The 16373-nt window shown below is 61.7% G+C and carries 15 protein-coding genes; 10 read left to right on the top strand and 5 right to left on the bottom strand.

All coding sequences use genetic code 11. The features are described 5' to 3' along the window. Positions 1-23: 23 nt before the first annotated feature. From XW59_RS12095 to XW59_RS12085, 3 genes are read right to left on the bottom strand one after another with little or no spacing between them, the layout of a single operon-like run. Positions 24-1601, bottom strand: coding sequence for an ABC transporter substrate-binding protein (locus tag XW59_RS12095; RefSeq protein WP_047145068.1), 1578 nt, complete (start codon positions 1599-1601; stop codon positions 24-26). A gap of 27 nt (positions 1602-1628) precedes the next feature. Then, a complete protein-coding gene (locus XW59_RS12090) occupies positions 1629-2465 on the bottom strand; it encodes an ABC transporter permease (protein WP_047145069.1) in 837 nt (278 codons plus the stop codon). 9 nt (positions 2466-2474) lie between these two features. Further along, positions 2475-3395: an ABC transporter permease gene (locus tag XW59_RS12085; RefSeq protein ID WP_047145070.1), complete on the bottom strand. Its 921-nt coding sequence runs from the start codon at positions 3393-3395 to the stop codon at positions 2475-2477. Positions 3396-3530: 135 nt separating this feature from the next. Between XW59_RS12085 and XW59_RS12080 the strand changes: the two genes are divergently transcribed. Next, positions 3531-4448: a LysR substrate-binding domain-containing protein gene (locus XW59_RS12080; RefSeq protein WP_047145071.1), complete on the top strand. Its 918-nt coding sequence runs from the start codon at positions 3531-3533 to the stop codon at positions 4446-4448. Between the two features lie 10 nt (positions 4449-4458). On the opposite strand, the gene XW59_RS12075 is transcribed toward XW59_RS12080, so the two are convergent. Next, a complete protein-coding gene (locus XW59_RS12075; RefSeq protein ID WP_047145072.1) occupies positions 4459-5439 on the bottom strand; it encodes a nucleoside hydrolase in 981 nt (326 codons plus the stop codon). An 8-nt stretch (positions 5440-5447) separates the two neighbouring features. Next, the gene (locus tag XW59_RS12070; protein WP_047145073.1) at positions 5448-6452 is read right to left on the bottom strand and encodes a LacI family DNA-binding transcriptional regulator; all 1005 of its coding nucleotides are present in this window, start codon (positions 6450-6452) and stop codon (positions 5448-5450) included. 162 nt (positions 6453-6614) lie between these two features. Between XW59_RS12070 and XW59_RS12065 the strand changes: the two genes are divergently transcribed. From XW59_RS12065 to XW59_RS12025, 9 genes are all read left to right on the top strand, one after another. Further along, positions 6615-7871 (top strand): sugar ABC transporter substrate-binding protein, encoded by a 1257-nt coding sequence (locus tag XW59_RS12065; RefSeq protein WP_170990136.1) that lies wholly within the window; start codon positions 6615-6617, stop codon positions 7869-7871. Between the two features lie 76 nt (positions 7872-7947). Further along, positions 7948-8814, top strand: a complete 867-nt coding sequence (locus XW59_RS12060) for a sugar ABC transporter permease (protein ID WP_047145074.1) — start codon at positions 7948-7950, stop codon at positions 8812-8814. After that, complete coding sequence (locus XW59_RS12055) at positions 8814-9656, top strand: carbohydrate ABC transporter permease (protein ID WP_047145075.1); 843 nt, start codon at positions 8814-8816, stop codon at positions 9654-9656. The genes XW59_RS12060 and XW59_RS12055 overlap by 1 nt, the downstream gene beginning before the upstream one ends. 28 nt (positions 9657-9684) lie before the next feature. Beyond that, entirely contained in the window at positions 9685-10749 is a 1065-nt protein-coding gene (gene ugpC / locus XW59_RS12050) for a sn-glycerol-3-phosphate ABC transporter ATP-binding protein UgpC (protein ID WP_047145076.1), read from the top strand. Positions 10750-10770: 21 nt separating this feature from the next. After that, positions 10771-11940 carry a M20 family metallopeptidase gene (locus XW59_RS12045; protein WP_047145077.1) on the top strand — a complete coding sequence of 390 codons (1170 nt, stop codon included), beginning with the start codon at positions 10771-10773 and terminating at the stop codon, positions 11938-11940. A gap of 366 nt (positions 11941-12306) precedes the next feature. Beyond that, entirely contained in the window at positions 12307-12777 is a 471-nt protein-coding gene (locus tag XW59_RS12040; protein ID WP_047145078.1) for a tripartite tricarboxylate transporter TctB family protein, read from the top strand. Further along, on the top strand, positions 12777-14279 hold the full coding sequence (locus XW59_RS12035) for a tripartite tricarboxylate transporter permease (RefSeq protein ID WP_047145079.1): 1503 nt from the start codon (positions 12777-12779) through the stop codon (positions 14277-14279). Before XW59_RS12040 ends, XW59_RS12035 begins: the two co-directional genes overlap by 1 nt. 134 nt (positions 14280-14413) lie before the next feature. Then, positions 14414-15394 carry a glutamate cyclase domain-containing protein gene (locus XW59_RS12030; protein ID WP_246666075.1) on the top strand — a complete coding sequence of 327 codons (981 nt, stop codon included), beginning with the start codon at positions 14414-14416 and terminating at the stop codon, positions 15392-15394. After that, a complete protein-coding gene (locus XW59_RS12025; RefSeq protein WP_047145081.1) occupies positions 15391-16368 on the top strand; it encodes a tripartite tricarboxylate transporter substrate binding protein in 978 nt (325 codons plus the stop codon). The genes XW59_RS12030 and XW59_RS12025 overlap by 4 nt, the downstream gene beginning before the upstream one ends. Positions 16369-16373 lie beyond the last annotated feature (5 nt).

The raw sequence follows: 16373 nt of genomic DNA, 5'->3' as shown, positions 1-16373 counted from the left end.
AGCATGCTTCGACCGCATCCCGGTCACGACAGCTTCAGATAGTCGCCGAACATCCGCATCTCGCCGTCGGCGCGCGGCTTCCATTCGATGTCGTCCCGGTGGGCCCAGTTGTAGACGCTCTTCCACATGTAGTAACCGGGCGTCACCCGCTGCCATTCGGCGGAAAGATCCTGGTAGGCCTTCTTGCGAGCCTCGAATTCCGTTTGCCGCTCGAATATATTGCCGAGCTCAATAAACTTCTCGGTTGGATCCCAAGTCTTCCAGGACGCGGTCGAGCGGGAGGCGGTCGGTCCCCAGTCCAGCCAAAGCGGCTGATAGGGATCGCCGGGAATGAAATCCGTCGACATGGACATGTTCATGAGATGGAAGGGTCGGCGATAAACGAGCTCGAAATTGTCGAGCACGATCGCCTGCACGTTGATACCGACCTCGCGCCATTGCTCGATCATGATCTCGGCGGCGGCCTCGTAGTTGGGGTAGAACTGACGGGTTATGTGCCAGCGCAGGGGCCGCCCGTCATAACCGCTTTTCTGGACGAGCTCTTTCGCCTTGACGGGATCGTAAGGCAGCAGCGGCTTGAGAGCCGGATCGTAGAACCGGCCATATTCGGGGAAATTGAACGGCACGGCCGGATGAAAGGTCGCCTCGCCGAAAAGCGCCTGGACGATCGTGTCCATGTCTATCGCCTGCACCATCGCGTAGCGGAGATTGGCATCGACGAGCGGATTGTCTTCCGGATCGGGGCGGGTGTTGAACGCGAAGGCGGGATAGTTGCTGGCGGTGGCGCGAATGAGCTTGACCTTGTCGTAGCCCTCGAGCGTCGCCTCCTGATCGGTCGGTATGTTGACGATGAAGTCGAACTCTCCCGAGACGAGCCCCGCCATGCGGCCGGAGAATTCCGGCACGATCTTCCAGATGACTTGCTTGGCCGGCGGCGCGCCGTCCCAATAGTCGTCGAATGCATCGAGCACCATGACCTCGCCGGAACGGAAGGTCGTGACCTTGTAGGGGCCGGTGCCGACGGGCGCCTGGCCGAAACCGTCGACGCCCTTCTCGAGATAATATTTCTTCGGGACCACAAGGCCCATATAGCCGGTGAGCTTGCCCGGGATGTAGGGATCGGGCCGTTCCGTCTCGATCTCGAACGTGTACTTGCCGGTTGCCTCGACGCGCTTGAAGCCATCGGTGAAAGTCTTGCCACGAGGCTCGAAGGGCTTCGGACCCCAAAGGCGATCGGCAGAGAGGGTAAACGCCGCGTCTTCTGCGGTCATTTCCGTACCGTCGTGGAAGAGAACGCCCTGGCGCAGCTCGAAGGACCAGACATTTCCGTTCTGCTCCCAGCTCGTGGCGAGCTTGGGGGCAAGGATGAGGCCGTTCTCGTCGTTGATGTAGTCGCGGTCGACCAGGCCGTCGTAGAAATTGGGGAAGATTCGCCGCGACGTGGTCGATATCCCGTTGATGGTCGCCATGTTCTGCCAAAGATTGTCGACGGCGATGGTCAGCGTCGGCCGATCCTGAGCGCTCGCGAGCTTGAAGGGCGTGGCGAGCGAAACCGCGCCGGCACCGATGACGAGCTTTCCAATGTCGCGTCTGGTAAACATTTCCATCTCCTGACTTGTTTCCGTGCCTTACGACGTTCTGCTCTTGAGCATCGGGTCGAGGCGGTCGCGCAACCAGTCACCGACGATGCTCATGGAAAGTGTGATGATGAAGATCAGCGCCCCGGGCAGAACCGATATCCACCAGGCGGTCGAGAGATAGTCACGCCCGTCGCCGAGGATCTGGCCGAGGCTCGTCATCGGCGGCTGTATGCCCAGTCCGAGGAAGGAGAGCGACGTCTCCAGCAGGATGATCTGCGGGAAGGTGAGCGTGATCTGGACGATGAGCGCACTCGCCACGTTGGGCAGGATATGGCGGGTGTAGAGCCGCCACGGTCCGGCGCCCAACGCCACGATCGCCTTCGAATAGGGCTGGCTCGTCGCGGAGAGAACCACGCCCCGCGCCAATCGGGCATAGGTCTCCCAGCCGAACAGGCCCATCAGGATCACGAAGAGCGTCATGCTGTTGCCGAAGAAGGCGAGTAGCGTCAGCGCGATGAGAATGAAGGGCAGCGATGCCTGGAAGTCCACCAGCATCATCAGCACCTCCTCTGCCCAGCCGCGCAGATGCGCGGCGATGAAGCCGACGAGCGCGCCGACGACGGCTCCGATCAAGGTGCCGGCCAGCGCCACCGAAAGCGACATGCGCAGGCCCGAGATCAGACGGGCCACCATGTCGCGACCGATCCTGTCGGTGCCGAGCGGATAGTTCGGATCGCCACCGAGGAAGGCGGGAGGCTTCAGACGGGCGAGGAGGTTCTGCTGGGTGACGCCGTGCGGCGTGAAGACGTTGCCGATGATCGCGACGACCACCACGGCGGCAAGGACAACGAGGGCAGCGGAGAGGATAAGCGGCGGACGGCGCATGCTCAAACCTCAGCGTGCGACGCGAATGCGCGGATCGAGAAGCCCGTACAGGAGATCGACCAGCAGATTTGCCACGACCATGGTGGCCGCTATGACGAGAACCAGTGCCTGCACCACCGCAAGATCGCGCGACGAAACCGCTGTGACGAGCAGCCGGCCGACGCCCGGCCAGGCGAACACCGTCTCGACCACGATGGCGCCGGCGATGAGCTGGCCGAGATTGAGGCCGATGATGGTGACGATCGGGATCGCCGCATTGGGAAGTGCGTGCAGCAGGATCCGCTTCCAATGCGGCACGCCCTTGGCGGCCGCGGCGCGCATATACAGCCTGTCGAGGACCTCCAGCATGGCGGAACGGGTGAAGCGCGCGAGCGTGCCCGCGGTGAATGTGCCGAGCGTTATCGCGGGCATCAGGAAGTGCCAGATCGTGCCTGTTCCGGAACTGGGAAGCCATTGCAGGGTCAACGAGAACAGCAGGATCATCAAAATGCCGAGGAAGAAGTTCGGCAAGGCGAAACCGAAAACGGCGAAAGTCATGATCAGCCGGTCGAGCGTGGAACCGCGCTTGAGCGCTGCCAGTATACCCGCCGGAATACCGACGAGAGCGGCAATCAGGTAGGCGACGAGTCCGAGAAGCAGCGTCCAGGGAACGCGCTCGGCTATGATGTCGATGACCTGGCGTCCGTCGCGGTAGGAGATGCCGAACTGGCCGGTCGCCATCTGCGCGATGTAGCGGGCGTACTGCTCGTAGAGCGGGCGGTCGAGGCCCCATTGGCTGCGGAATTGGGCAACTTCGTCGGGCCTCGCATCCGCACCGAGAAGCGCGACGACGGGATCGCCGGAGGTGCGGAGCACGATGAAGGCGAAGGTGAGGACGAACCACAAGGTGAGAAGGGTTCGAACGATCTTCACCAGCCAAAAGCGGGTCATCGGTGGCGCTTCCCCATGCATCGTCCCTCTTGGAGGCGCATCTCGAGCGTGCACCTTCTGCTGAGAGATGTAGACAATCACGGGGATAAATCTTAATCAATACATTAATAGCCGGTATATTTATATGTTCTGTATATGAAACACGGCATCGAGCTGCGCCACATCGCCTATTTCGCCTGCCTGGCGGAGGAGCTTCATTTCGGCCGCGCCGCTGAGCGGCTCGGCATTGCCCAGGCCCCGCTCAGCCAGCAGATCAAGCAGCTCGAGGGACGCCTGGGAACCAAGCTCTTCCACCGCACCACGCGGCGGGTAAGGCTGACCTCGGCGGGAGAGACATTCCTGTGGCACGCGCAGGAGGTGCTCAACAATGTCGATCGGGCGGTGTCGCATACGCGCGCCATTTCCGGCGAGCAGACGGGCAGGATCGTGGTCGGCGGCGTGCACATCGCCATGTCGCACTTCCTGCCGCCGATAATAGCTGCCTTTCGAAGATCCTATCCCGCGGTCATCGTCGACGTGATGCCGCTTGGCACGGCGGAGCAATTGCGCACGCTCGAAAGCGGAAAGATCAATATCGCCTTCATCCGCCCGACCAGCGAAACCGGCTTCATGCAGATGGAAGTCCTGGCGAATGAGGGCTTTGTCGCAGTCCTGCCGCGCTCGCACCCGCTCGCCGCGAAGGCGGATCTTTCACTGAGGGATTTCGCGGGCGAGTCCATGGTCGCCTATGCGCCAATTCTTGGGGCCAGCTACAACAGCGTGGTGATGGAGGCGTTGCGCGCGGCGGGCGTCCATCCGATGATCGTGCAGGAAGGCTTGCATACGCTGTCGGTGACGACTCTCGTCGCCGCCGGTGTCGGGATCGCGGTCGTGCCGTCCTGGGTACAGCACATGGTTTCGCCATACCTGGTGTATCGGCCGCTCGTGGAACTGCCGAAGACGGTGGAACTTGCCGTCGCATGGCCGGCCGGGGAAACATCCGCCGTCGTCCTCGACTTCATCTCGACGTCACGCCGGGTGGTAAAGGAGCTGACCCAACAGCCGGCGAAATGAAGCACAGTTGCTAGTGCGTGGCTGCTTCCCGTTTCGCGGAGCTGCGGTCCGGCCATGCGAGGATGGCGTTCATAATGTGGTCGACCAAGGCGCGCGCCTCCACGCCGACGGCGACGTGGCAATTGTTGCTCGAGCGCGAGCGGATGTTCTCGAGCTTCGCCGATGTCAGGTTACGGAAGTCGCATACGGTCATGCCGCGGGTGATACCGTCGCCGAGCTCGACTTCCACCGGACAGTTCGCATAGGTGATCAGCTCCGGATCGATGAACGGGACCAGAGCGCACGGATCGTGCAGCGACGCAGTGGTCAGCCCGTGAATCTCGTTCAGCCTCTGGCGGAAGAAGGTGAACAGTCCGCCATATGTGCGCGCCACTGCGTTGCCCGCGTTCAGACGGGCGATATCGTCTTCGGTAATACCGACCTGCCGGGTAACGTTCAGCCCCACCATCCACATCGGCACGCCGCTGCGAAAAACGATGTCGGCGGCTTCCGGATCGCACCAGATGTTGAATTCGGCGACGGGCGTCGTGTTCCCGATCTGCGTCGTTCCGCCCATGCAGCTGATGCCGCGCAGCCATTTCGCCAGACGCGGCTCCTTGCGCAGCGCGAGCGCGACATTGGTGAAAGGTCCGATCGGGCACAAGACGAGTTCGTCGCGATATCTGCCCGCCATCTCGATGATGAAATCGACCGCGTGGGCATCGACGGCCTGTCGGCTGGGCACCGGCAGTTCCGCGCCGTCGATGCCGGTCTTGCCATGAACGTCGCCGCCGTGCCGGAACGTACGGATCAACGGCTGCTCGCAGCCGCGCGCGACAGGCACGTCGAGCCCCAGAAGATCCGACAGGGAAAGGGCGTTGGTCGTGGTCTTGTCGACCGACTGATTTCCGTAGACCGTGCTGATCCCGACAAGTTCGAGATGGCGCGCCGCATAGAGGATGGCGGTCGCGTCGTCATGTCCGGGATCGCAGTCGATCAACACTTTGGTCATATCGTTTCCTAAGCCGATTGTATTCGGGTTGAGCCGCGCTCGACGAGATACGGCTTTATGGTGTGGCGCTTGGGCGGCGTGTCGGAGGCGATGACGATCGCGTGCGCCGTCTCGACGGTGAGCGACGTCATTTCCTCGAGGTTCTGGTCGACCGACGTCAGGTCATAGATGGGCCAGGACGCAAGCGCGGAATTGTCATAGCCGACGATCAGCGGCGAAACGGCAGCGGCTGGCGACTGGCGGACCGCATCGATCAGTGCGAAAGCCAGCGTGTCGTTGGCGCAAAAGACGGCCTGCGCGCCGCTGGACAAGAGTTCTGGCGCCACCTTGAGCGCGTGAGCATGGCTATAGCGGCTCGAAACGCGTGCCGACAATGCAAATCCGTTTTCGTTGAGGCGCTTGACGAAACCGGTCTCGCGATCGAGGCTGATCGTGGTGCTGTCTTCACCGGCGAAATAGGCGAATGTCCGCGCACCTTGCCCAACCAGGTGATCTGCGACCATGGCGCCGGCCGAGATGCTGTCGCCGCAGATGACGTTGACCGTCTCGTCCCCGTCGTAGCGATTCATGAGGACCAGCGGCTTGCGACCGGCCTTGCAGGCACGGACGATCTGGCTGCTGAAAGGCGCGGCAAGCGCAATGACGGCATCGACCTGGTAGCTCATCAGCCGCTCGATCGCACTTTCGGCCCCTTCCGCCGTATCGCCGACGAAGACGAGCGGGGCGAGCCTGCGCGCGCCGAGCTTTTCGATGAGAAGTTGCAGCGCGTGGGCGTGATAGGGATTGTTGAGGTCGGTTACGACCACTCCCACGATTCCGGTGCTTTGGTTCTTGAGACCGCGTGCGATGAGATTGGGCTGGTAGCCCAGTTCGGCAGCCGCGGCGAGCACGCGCTCGCGGGTGTCTTCGGAAATACGCGGGTCTCCCGCCAGCGCGCGGGACACGGTCGAACGCGAAATTTGCGCCAGCTCGGCAACTTCGAAGGAACGGATCTTCTTCTTTTCCCTGTCCAAATTCCGTTCTCCCGAAAGTCGAAAGCAGCTGCGCTCCGTTTCGACCAAAACTTCCCTCTTGACTAGTCGTTGCGGTTAATATGCATTATTCACACGTGTGCACAACCGGGAAACAGCGGCTGGCGCAGCCACAATGGGTCCGAAACTCGAATGGGGAACTCGATGCAGATCGGAAGACGTCAATTCATGGCCGGGGCCGCCAGCATGGCCTTCGCCGGTTCGCTGGGGCGCGCGGCCGCCCAATCCGTGACCCTGTCGGCGCCATGGATGGGCTGGCCTGAAAACCAGGTCACACCGCTTATGACCGCCTTCGAAAAGGAAAGCGGAATTCGCATTTCCGCCGAGCGACTGCCGATTGCGGAGCTGTTCCGCACGCTGGAGGTGCGGCTTCAGGCGCGCAACGAACTTCCCGACGTCTATCTTGTCGACGGCCCGCTGACCGCTTCCTACGCGGCACGCGGGCACCTCCTCGCGCTCGACGAGATGCTCGCTGCCGACCGTGATCGTTTCGTGCCGACCACGCTGGTGCAGGGTACCTACGACGACAAGCTCTACGCCATGCCTCTGGGCGCGTCCTCGCAGCTCCTTTTCTACAACAAGAAGCTCTTCGCCGAAGCCGGCATCGCCGAGCCGGCGTCCGCCCCCGATCAGCGCCTGACGTGGGAAGACCTGTTGCCGATCGCGCAACAGCTCACCAAGCCGGAGATCTCGCAATTCGGCTTCGCGTTCGAGAATACCAATCCCTATCAGCTCCTTCCCGTGCCGCTGAGCCGCGGCGCGGAAGTCATCGGACCCGACGGGCTGACGGCCTCCGGGTATGTCGACGGCGAGGGCATGATCGAGGCGATGACGTGGTATCAGGAGCTCTTCCAGACTCACAAGGTAGGTCCGGTTGGGACGTTCCAGACCGGCGTCACCCAAGAAATGTTCGGGTCTGGCAAGCTCGCCATGATCATCGGGGGCACCTGGAATCTCGTGGGATTCGAAAAGTTCGAAGGCCTCGAATTCGGCGTGGCGCCACATCCCTATTTCGCCGGCGGCAAGCAGGTCACGCCGACCGGAAGCTGGCATATCGGCATCAATCCGCGCACCGCTTTCATGGACGAGGCCCAGGCCTTCGTGAAATGGCTTTCTACCCGCGACGCGATGAATTTGTGGTTTGATTTGCGGCAATACCCGCCCTCGCTCGAGGAAGTCTGGGAGGAGCGGGCCGGCACCACCTTCGTCGATCCGGCCTGGGAGATCGTCCGCTACGAGCTCGCGAACACCGCTACTCCGCGCCCCGCCACGCCTGCCTACCGGGAATATGAGGATTTCCTACGCACCGCGATGCAGGACATCCAGACGGGTTCGGACGTTTCAGGCGCACTGACGCAAGCTGCCCAGAACATCGACCGCGAGATGCGTAAGTATCGCTGACCGGCTGACGTCCTCGTCACGTCGATTTGCGGAATGCGGGGCGAAATCGTCGCCCCGCCATGCCACGAGTGAGCCCATGATGTCCTCCCGCTGGACCCCGTTTTTGTTTCTCGCGCCGGCGCTTGCCGGCCTCCTAATCTTCCGGCTCGTTCCCATCGGGGTTGCCGTTGGCGGGAGTTTGACCGGCGTGTCGCTCATGGGCGACCTGCGTTTCGTTGGCGCCGAAAATTTCGAGTACCTCCTGACCGACCCGCAATTCTGGTCATCCTTGAAGATCACCCTCTTCTTCAACGTCATCATCAACCCGCTTCAGCTTGCCGTCGCCTTCGCGCTCGCCATGCTGGTGTTCCGGCCGCTGCCGGGCCTATGGCTCTACCGCACTCTCCTGGTCTTGCCCATGGCGGTTTCCACCGGCATAAGCGCGGTTCTCTTCGGCCTCTTTCTCGATGGCAATCTCGGACCGTTGAACGGCTTTCTGGAGTGGATCGGCGTCGGCGCCCAGCCCTTCCACCGCGGCCAGGACCAGGCACTCTATACACTGATCGGCATCGCCACCTGGAAGGGAGCCGGCTACTGGATGCTGTTCCTGCTCGCCGGGCTCTATTCGATCCCCTCCACCGTCTACGAAGCCGCGACCATTGACGGCGCCTCCGCGTGGCAACGCTTCCGATACGTCACGCTTCCCTTGATGCGCAAGCCGATGGCATTCGTGCTGGTGGCCGACACGGCGATCAATTTCTTGTTCTTTGCGCCGGTTTACATCCTCACCTCCGGAGGTCCCGGCGGAGCGACGTCATTGTTGATGTTCGAAGCCTATCGCTCCGCCTTCACCTTTTCCGACATCGGACGCTCCCTCGCGATTTCGACGATCCTTCTCGGCATCATCCTCGTCATCGTCGTCCTGGAGTTCCGGCTCCTGCGATCACCCGAGGAACGCGCTTGATGGAAGCCCAGTTCAAGAACCCGCATGCACTGATGTTGCGTTACGGGCTGCTGTCGATCCTCGCCTTCATCGTGGTGTGTCCGCTTGCCTGGCTGGCGCTTGCATCGCTCCGTCCACAAAGCGAGATATTCCAGCCGGTATCGGAATTCGGCTGGAGCACCTTCTTTCCCTCGCGGCTGACATTTGACAACTATCGCGCGCTTTGGGCGAGCGATTTTCCGCTGGCGGTTAAGAACTCCACCTTCGTCGCCGTTACCACGGTGATCTTCGGCATCGTCGTGAATGCGCTCGCGGGTTTCGCCTTCGCAGCCTTCGACTTTCGGGGCAAGAACCTTTTGTTCCTGTTGGTGATCGCGAGCTTCATGATGCCCTTCGAGGCGATCGTGCTGCCGCTTTACGTCATGATCCGCGCCTTCGGATGGGCCAACAGCTATCAGGCCCTGATCGTGCCGGAAATCGCCAACGGCATGGTGATCTTCCTGTTCCGGCAGTTTTTTGCCTCCATACCACGCGATTTCTACGAGGCCGCACGGGTCGACGGCGCGTCGTGGCTCTATATCTTCACCCGCATCGCCATGCCGCTGTCCTGGCCCACGATCGCCACGTCAGGGCTCATGCTGTTTCTTTCACAGTGGGATTCATTCTTCTGGCCGGTGGTGGCCGCGAGCAATCCCGACTATGCCGTCGTCCAGGTGGCAATCGCCCGCAACATCAATTTCGAGCAGAGCGACTGGGGCGGCCTCTTCGCCTCCACGAACCTCGCCATCCTGCTCGGCACGATCCCGTTCCTGCTGGTTCAGCGCTTTTATGTCCGAACTCTTATCTCGGGCGGGATCAAGTGACCGATCAAACGTCCCACGGAATCCACCCATGTCCACGATGAACATTGAGAACCTCCGCAAATCCTTTGGCGAAACGGAGATATTGCGCGGTATCGACCTTGACGTCGGTGACGGCGAGTTCGTGGCCCTGGTTGGACCCTCGGGCTGCGGAAAATCAACGCTTCTCCGCCTGATCGCCGGCCTTGAAGTTGCGACTTCGGGTCGGCTCGTCATCGGCGGTCGAGACGTGACCGCGCTTCCTCCCAAGGAACGCGACGTCGCCATGGTGTTCCAGAATTACGCGCTTTATCCACATATGACCGTCCGATCCAATATGGGCTTCTCGCTCAAGCTTCGGGGAGCCGAGAAGGCCGAGATCGAGCGGAAGGTAACCGAGGCGGCGGACGTTCTCGGGCTGGACACGCTGCTTGATCGTTACCCGGGACAATTGTCCGGCGGCCAGCGCCAGCGCGTCGCGACCGGTCGTGCGATCGTGCGCGATCCAAAGCTCTTCCTGTTCGACGAGCCACTGTCAAACCTCGACGCCAAATTGCGGGTGCAGATGCGGACCGAGATCAAGGCCCTGCACCAACGTCTGGGCAATACGATGATCTACGTCACTCACGACCAGATCGAGGCGATGACGCTGGCGGACCGCATTGTCGTCATGCACAGCGGCAGGATCGAGCAGGAGGGCGCGCCGCTCGACCTCTACGACCGCCCGGCGAACGCCTTCGTCGGCGGGTTTCTCGGCTCTCCGTCAATGAACTTCATCAAGGGGCATATTCGAGGCGGCTCCGTCGTCACCGACGACGGCTCGGTTCTGCCTGGAGGCGAAGCGGTTGGCGGTCACGAAGGCCGAACTGTTCTTTGGGGCGCACGCCCGGAATCGATCGTGCCGGCGACCGAAGGGTTTAGCGGCATGATCGAGGTCGTCGAGCCGACCGGGCCGGACACTCAACTGCTGGTGCGCGTTGCGGGCCAGCCACTCGTCGTATTGTTGAGAAGCCGCACGCCGGCAACCCCCGGCGAGAAGATCACGATGACCGTCTCGCCGTCGGAAATCCATCTCTTCGACGCCGACCACGGCAGCCGGATCGAAGCGAAACCCTGACCGCATTATTCGAGGCGCTCAATGTACAATTCGTACGAGACAACCCAACGAATACTGCAAGGCATCCAGCGCTGGGCGGCGATGGAGAGCCCGTCCAACAGGCCGGATCAGGTGGATGGCCTTGTCGGCCACGTCGCCGTGCATCTGGAATCGATCGGAGCCTCCTGCGAACGACCGGATCTCGGGAGTGGCTGTGCGCGGCCACTCGTCGCCCGCTTCAACGCCAATGCGCAAGGCGGCCCGCGCATTCTTGTTCTGGGCCACCTAGACACCGTGCATCCCATGGGCAGCATAGATGGGCCGATGCCGCTGCACGTGGAGGGAGATCGACTCTACGGTCCTGGCGTCATGGACATGAAGGGCGGTGTATATTTGGCCGTGGACGCGCTTGAAAGATTGTCGCGTTCGCAGCAAATGCCCGAAGTGCCGATAACCGTCCTGCTGAACACCGACGAGGAAATTGGCAGCCCCTTCAGTCGCGGCCTGATCGAGGCGGAAGCCCAAGCTCACGATTTCGTTCTCGTCCCTGAACCGGTGCGTGAAGGCCACGTCGTGATCGGCCGCTTTGCATTCGCACGGTTCAGGCTCACGACACACGGCCAGTCCGCTCATGCCGGTGCAGACAATGTCGCTGGCCGAAGCGCGATCCGGGCGATGGCGAACATCATCGAGAGGCTCGAGGACCTTACCGACATGCGTCGGCTCGTATCGTTCAATGTCGGCGTCGTTCAAGGAGGCGAGTTCGTCAATGTCGTACCGCTTCATTGTTCAGCGGACGTGTTGGCGGTCGCGGACAGCGAAGCCAACCTCGCCTACGTCCACGACGTCATGAGCGCCGTGCCGCGCTGGTCGACCGACGTCGAAATCGAGGTGGCGACCGGTCCGCAGCGCCCGCTCTTTCTTCCTTCGACGGGAACGATGTGGATGTTCGATCAGGCGAGGATTATCGGTGCGGAATTGGGGCTGGAACTGAAGGGACGCGTTTCCGGAGGCGGCAGCGACGGCAATTTCACTGGCGCGCTGGGCGTGCCTACCCTCGACGGCCTCGGGGTAGCCGGCAAGGGCCCTCACACCCGGGGCGAGTATCTCGAAATCGGCTGTCTTGCCGCTCGATCGGAACTCCTCAGGCGTTTGATCGAACTACTTGCAGATTCATCCGGGCCATTCCAGAAGAGCAATACAGCCGAGTAGAGCAGGTCGCGGGATCGCGTCGTTGCGGCAGCGCCGCGCGACAGCCGAAACGTTCTTTTCGCGCCCGGACTTCAATCATTCCATGCGCGACCAGCGGCGATCTGCGTCCCCCACCGCGGTTCAAAGCGCAACCTCAATGGCTCGTTTCAGATGAGGGCCCCTCCCCGCGGACCGGCGCCGGTCCGTTTCCTCCTGGCGGACCGACAGCGGCCCCGATCGGCATTCGGATGCCGACATCAAGCATAACACCAGCACATTATAGCATGCTGATTTTGTATTTGACCGGAGCCGCACCGGCGGCTGAAATCACCGCAACAAAAATCCAGATAGCGACAAACTGCTATCGCGATTCCAGGGGAACATGGGATGAAGGAAAACGTAAGTCGTCCGACGACTGAGAAGTCGTCGGATTTTGTAAGTGGAATAGTCTTCTTAACAATTGGATCTTTCTTCTCTATATATGCCTATACATATTCTCTCGGTTCCCTTTCCAGACTTGGACCCGGGGCATTTCCATTTTTCGTTGGAATTATTCTTTCCGTTATTGGTCTGGCGCTGACATTGAAATCACGAGCCTCCGCGGGTGAGGCCGTTCTAGCCTTCAATTTCAAAAGCGTCGTCCTGATCACGCTTGCGCTCATCGTGGGCGGCGCGACCTTGACCTCGCTGGGCGTGATCGTCGCGGTGCCGGCCACCGTCATCATCGCCAGCTTCGCCGCCGACCGCGCGCGCTTTCTGCCGGTCCTTTTGATGGCCGCGCTGTTGACGGCGTTCACCTATCTCGTGTTCGTCGCCGCGCTCGGCATCCAATTGCCGCTCTACCCGGGAGCCCGTTGATGGATATGCTCTCGCATCTGGCTTCCGGCTTCGACACGGCACTGACGCTGCAGAACATCATGTTCTGCTTCATCGGCGTGCTGCTTGGCACCGCCATCGGCGTATTGCCTGGTCTGGGGCCGCTGGCGACCATCGCCATGCTGCTGCCGATGACCTATTCGCTCGAGCCCGTTTCCGCATTGATCATGCTTTCCGGCATCTACTACGGTGCACAGTATGGGGGCTCGACGACAGCAATCCTCGTCAACCTGCCGGGCGAATCCGGTTCGGTGGTCACCTGCCTCGACGGACATCAGATGGCTCTCAAGGGTCGCGCGGGTTCCGCCCTGGCGATAGCGGCGCTTGGCAGCTTTTTCGCGGGCACCGTCGGCACGTTGCTTATCGCGGGTTTTTCACCCTACCTGTCGCGGCTTGCCATGTCGTTTGGCCCTGCCGAGTATTTCTCGCTGATGGTTCTTGGGCTCGTCGCGGCCGTCATGCTGGCCTCCGGCGGATTGCTGAAGGCGATCGCGATGATCCTGGTCGGGCTCTTGCTCGGCACTGTCGGAACCGACGTCACCAGCGGCGTGCAGCGCTTCACCTTCGGTTCCTTCGAACTTGTCGACGGATTGGAATTCGTGGCGCTCGCCATGGGCCTGTTCGCCTTCAGCGACATCATCGCCAACGCCGCCGGCAAGGAAAAGCGCCAGTTGGTGACCGAGAAGGTGGGAGGGCTGTGGCCAAGCCGCGAGGAATTCCGGCGGTCCTGGAAGCCCGTTCTGCGCGGCACGGCGTTGGGTTCCTTCCTCGGCCTGCTTCCCGGCGGAGGCGCCACGCTGTCATCCTTCGCCTCCTACATGATCGAGAAGAAGATCTCCAAGACGCCCGAAAGATTCGGCAAGGGCGCGCCGGAAGGGGTCGCGGCGCCGGAAGCGGCGAACAATGCGGGCGCGCAATCCTCCTTCATCCCGATGCTTACGCTCGGCATTCCCGGCAATGGCGTCATGGCGATGATGATCGGCGCCATGATGATCCACGACATCGTGCCCGGCCCGCAGGTGATGACAGCCAATGCCGACCTTTTCTGGGGTCTGGTGGCCTCCATGTGGATCGGCAACCTGATGCTGGTGATCATCAACCTGCCGCTGATCGGCATCTGGGTCAGGTTCCTGCAGATACCCTATTCTCTGCTCTACCCCGCCATCATCATCTTCTCGATGATCGGGCTCTACACCGTCGAAAACCGCATATCCGCAATCTATATGGGCGCGGGCTTCGCCTTGGTCGGCTACCTCTTCAACCGGCTGAGGTGCGAACCTGCCCCGCTTCTGCTCGGCTTCATCCTCGGCCCGATGATGGAGGAATATCTCCGCCGCGCCATGCTGCTCTCACGCGGCGACCCCAGCGTTTTCGTCACGCGCCCCCTTTCCGCCGCGATGCTTCTCCTCACGGTGCTTTTGCTCATCACGATCGTCTCGCCGTTCGTGCGCAGGAAACGAAAGGAGGTTTTCGTCGAAGACTGAAGCTTTCGCCAAATCCGCATGACGCCGGCAGACCCGCTTCTGCCGCTCCCGACATCATTCTGAGGTTAACTATGCCAGACATTATGGGCGAATACGTCGACAGGCTCGTGACTGTCGAAATGAGAAACCGTGGCATGAACTACGGTATCGTGAAGCAGATCTACGACGCGGCGCGTGAAGAAGGAGGCGGTCGTCCCATCAGCGCCCGCGCCGCCGAGGCACTGGTCGAAACCGTCAAGCCGGGCGATGTCGTCTTCATCGTCACCGGCGCGGGATATTATCCCGAGGTGCCGAATGGCGAGAGCGACGGTCCTCCCGGCGCCGCGGCCCTGGCGCGCGTCATCTATTGGGGATTGAAGGCGATCCCGGTCTTCGTGACCGAGGAATGCCACGCTCCTCCCGTCGTCGCGTCGGCAAAGGCTGCCGCCGTCATGGTGCGCGATTTCGAGCTCGCCAAAAATCGTCGGATGGGCGGCGCGCTCATTACCGCTCCGACCGACCGCGAAAAGGCCGCCGAATGGGCCAGACAGGTCATCGACGAATATCGGCCGGCGGCAGTGATTTCGATCGAAAGGCTCGGCCCCAATGACCAGGGCATCGTGCATGGCTCGACCGGCGTTCCCAAGAACTGCGTCGATCTCGGTCACCTCTTCATCGAGGCAAAGAAGAACAAGATCCTGACCATCGGCATCGGCGACAACGGCAACGAGATCGGCTTCGGCCGCATCTACGACTTCATGCGTGATTTCCACCCCTACGGACGCGAATGCCAATATCCGGGTGGCACGGGCGTCATCACCGTGATCGACACCGATGTATTCCTGCCGGCTTCGATCTCCAACTGGGGCGCTTATGGCATCGCCGCCATGGTCGCCTTCTTCCTGAAGGACCAGGAACTGATCCAAACCCCCGAGATGGAGCGCAGGATTCTGGAGGCCTGTCTCGACGCCGGCGGCTGGGAAATGCGCTACTGCACGTCGCGCTTCATCGTCGACGGCACCGTGGGCGAAAGCTCGATGTCCATCGTCCAGCTTCTGCGCGACATGCTGAGGCTCAACATCGCCACCCCAGACCGTGGCCTTTCGCACGGCAAGATGAAGGAGCAGGTGCAATGAAAGGATTTCTCGGCGCTTGCGCCGCGTCGCTCGGCCTCGTGGCATTGATGGGTTCCGCGTCGCAGGCACAGGAAAGCTATCCGTCCCGCGCCATCCGCATCATCGTGCCCTACGCACCTGGTGGCCAGGGCGATATAACCGCGCGGCTGATAGGCGACAATCTCGCGCCGGCGATCGGCCAACCGGTGACCGTCGAGAACCGCGCCGGCGCCAACGGCGTCATCGGCATCGACGCCCTCGCGAAATCGCCGCCCGACGGCTACACGATCGGCGTCGTGGTGGCCTCCCATGCGCTTTCTCCCGCACTCATCAAGCCGCTTCCCTATGATCCCGTAAGCGACTTCACGCCCGTTACCACGACGGCGATCACCCAGATGGCCATGGTCACCTCGCCGACCCTGGAAGCTGACACGGTCGAGGAGTTCATCGCCTATGCGAAGGAACATCCGGGCGAGCTCGCCTACAAGTCCGCCGGGCCGGGCAGCAATTCGCACCTGTTCGGCGCCTGGTTTGCCGACGCGGCGGGCATCGACATGATCCACGTTCCCTACAAGGGAAGCGGCGATTCCATGCCTGACCTCATGAGCGGTGTGGTGCATATGGGCTTCGACACGCTGCCGGCCGTCAGCGGCCACATCAAGAGCGGCCAGGTGAAGCTGATCGCGGCCGGCGGTCCGGCGCGATCCCCACAATATCCGGATGTGCCGACGGTAGCCGAGGCAGGCATCGAGGGTTTCGTCGCCAATTCCTGGGGCATGGTACTTGCGCCGAAAGGCACCCCTCCGGAGATCGTCGATCGCCTGAACAAGGAGATCGTGGCAATCCTGGACAAGCCCGAGGTGAAAGCCCGGTTCGAGACCATGGGCGCGGATGTCGTTGGAAACTCTCCGGACGAAGCCGGCGAGATGCTGGAATCCGAGGTCAAGCTCTACACCGATCTCGTCGAGAAGCTGAAGATCGACGTCACCAACTGAGCAGT

Origin of the sequence: Aquamicrobium sp. LC103 (assembly GCF_001014615.2) — a bacterium.
Taxonomy (GTDB): Bacteria; Pseudomonadota; Alphaproteobacteria; order Rhizobiales; family Rhizobiaceae; genus LBCQ02.
This window is presented reverse-complemented; position numbering and strand designations above follow the sequence as displayed.

Coding starts and splice junctions, on each gene's coding strand:
- XW59_RS12080 (WP_047145071.1), top strand. CDS start 3,531: ATGAAACACGGCATCGAGCTGCGCCACATCGCCTATTTCGCCTGCCTG.
- XW59_RS12025 (WP_047145081.1), top strand. CDS start 15,391: ATGAAAGGATTTCTCGGCGCTTGCGCCGCGTCGCTCGGCCTCGTGGCA.
- XW59_RS12090 (WP_047145069.1), bottom strand. CDS start 2,465: ATGCGCCGTCCGCCGCTTATCCTCTCCGCTGCCCTCGTTGTCCTTGCC.
- ugpC (WP_047145076.1), top strand. CDS start 9,685: ATGTCCACGATGAACATTGAGAACCTCCGCAAATCCTTTGGCGAAACG.
- XW59_RS12045 (WP_047145077.1), top strand. CDS start 10,771: ATGTACAATTCGTACGAGACAACCCAACGAATACTGCAAGGCATCCAG.
- XW59_RS12085 (WP_047145070.1), bottom strand. CDS start 3,395: ATGACCCGCTTTTGGCTGGTGAAGATCGTTCGAACCCTTCTCACCTTG.
- XW59_RS12040 (WP_047145078.1), top strand. CDS start 12,307: ATGAAGGAAAACGTAAGTCGTCCGACGACTGAGAAGTCGTCGGATTTT.
- XW59_RS12060 (WP_047145074.1), top strand. CDS start 7,948: ATGATGTCCTCCCGCTGGACCCCGTTTTTGTTTCTCGCGCCGGCGCTT.
- XW59_RS12035 (WP_047145079.1), top strand. CDS start 12,777: ATGGATATGCTCTCGCATCTGGCTTCCGGCTTCGACACGGCACTGACG.
- XW59_RS12030 (WP_246666075.1), top strand. CDS start 14,414: ATGAACTACGGTATCGTGAAGCAGATCTACGACGCGGCGCGTGAAGAA.
- XW59_RS12095 (WP_047145068.1), bottom strand. CDS start 1,601: ATGTTTACCAGACGCGACATTGGAAAGCTCGTCATCGGTGCCGGCGCG.
- XW59_RS12075 (WP_047145072.1), bottom strand. CDS start 5,439: ATGACCAAAGTGTTGATCGACTGCGATCCCGGACATGACGACGCGACC.
- XW59_RS12055 (WP_047145075.1), top strand. CDS start 8,814: ATGGAAGCCCAGTTCAAGAACCCGCATGCACTGATGTTGCGTTACGGG.
- XW59_RS12065 (WP_170990136.1), top strand. CDS start 6,615: ATGCAGATCGGAAGACGTCAATTCATGGCCGGGGCCGCCAGCATGGCC.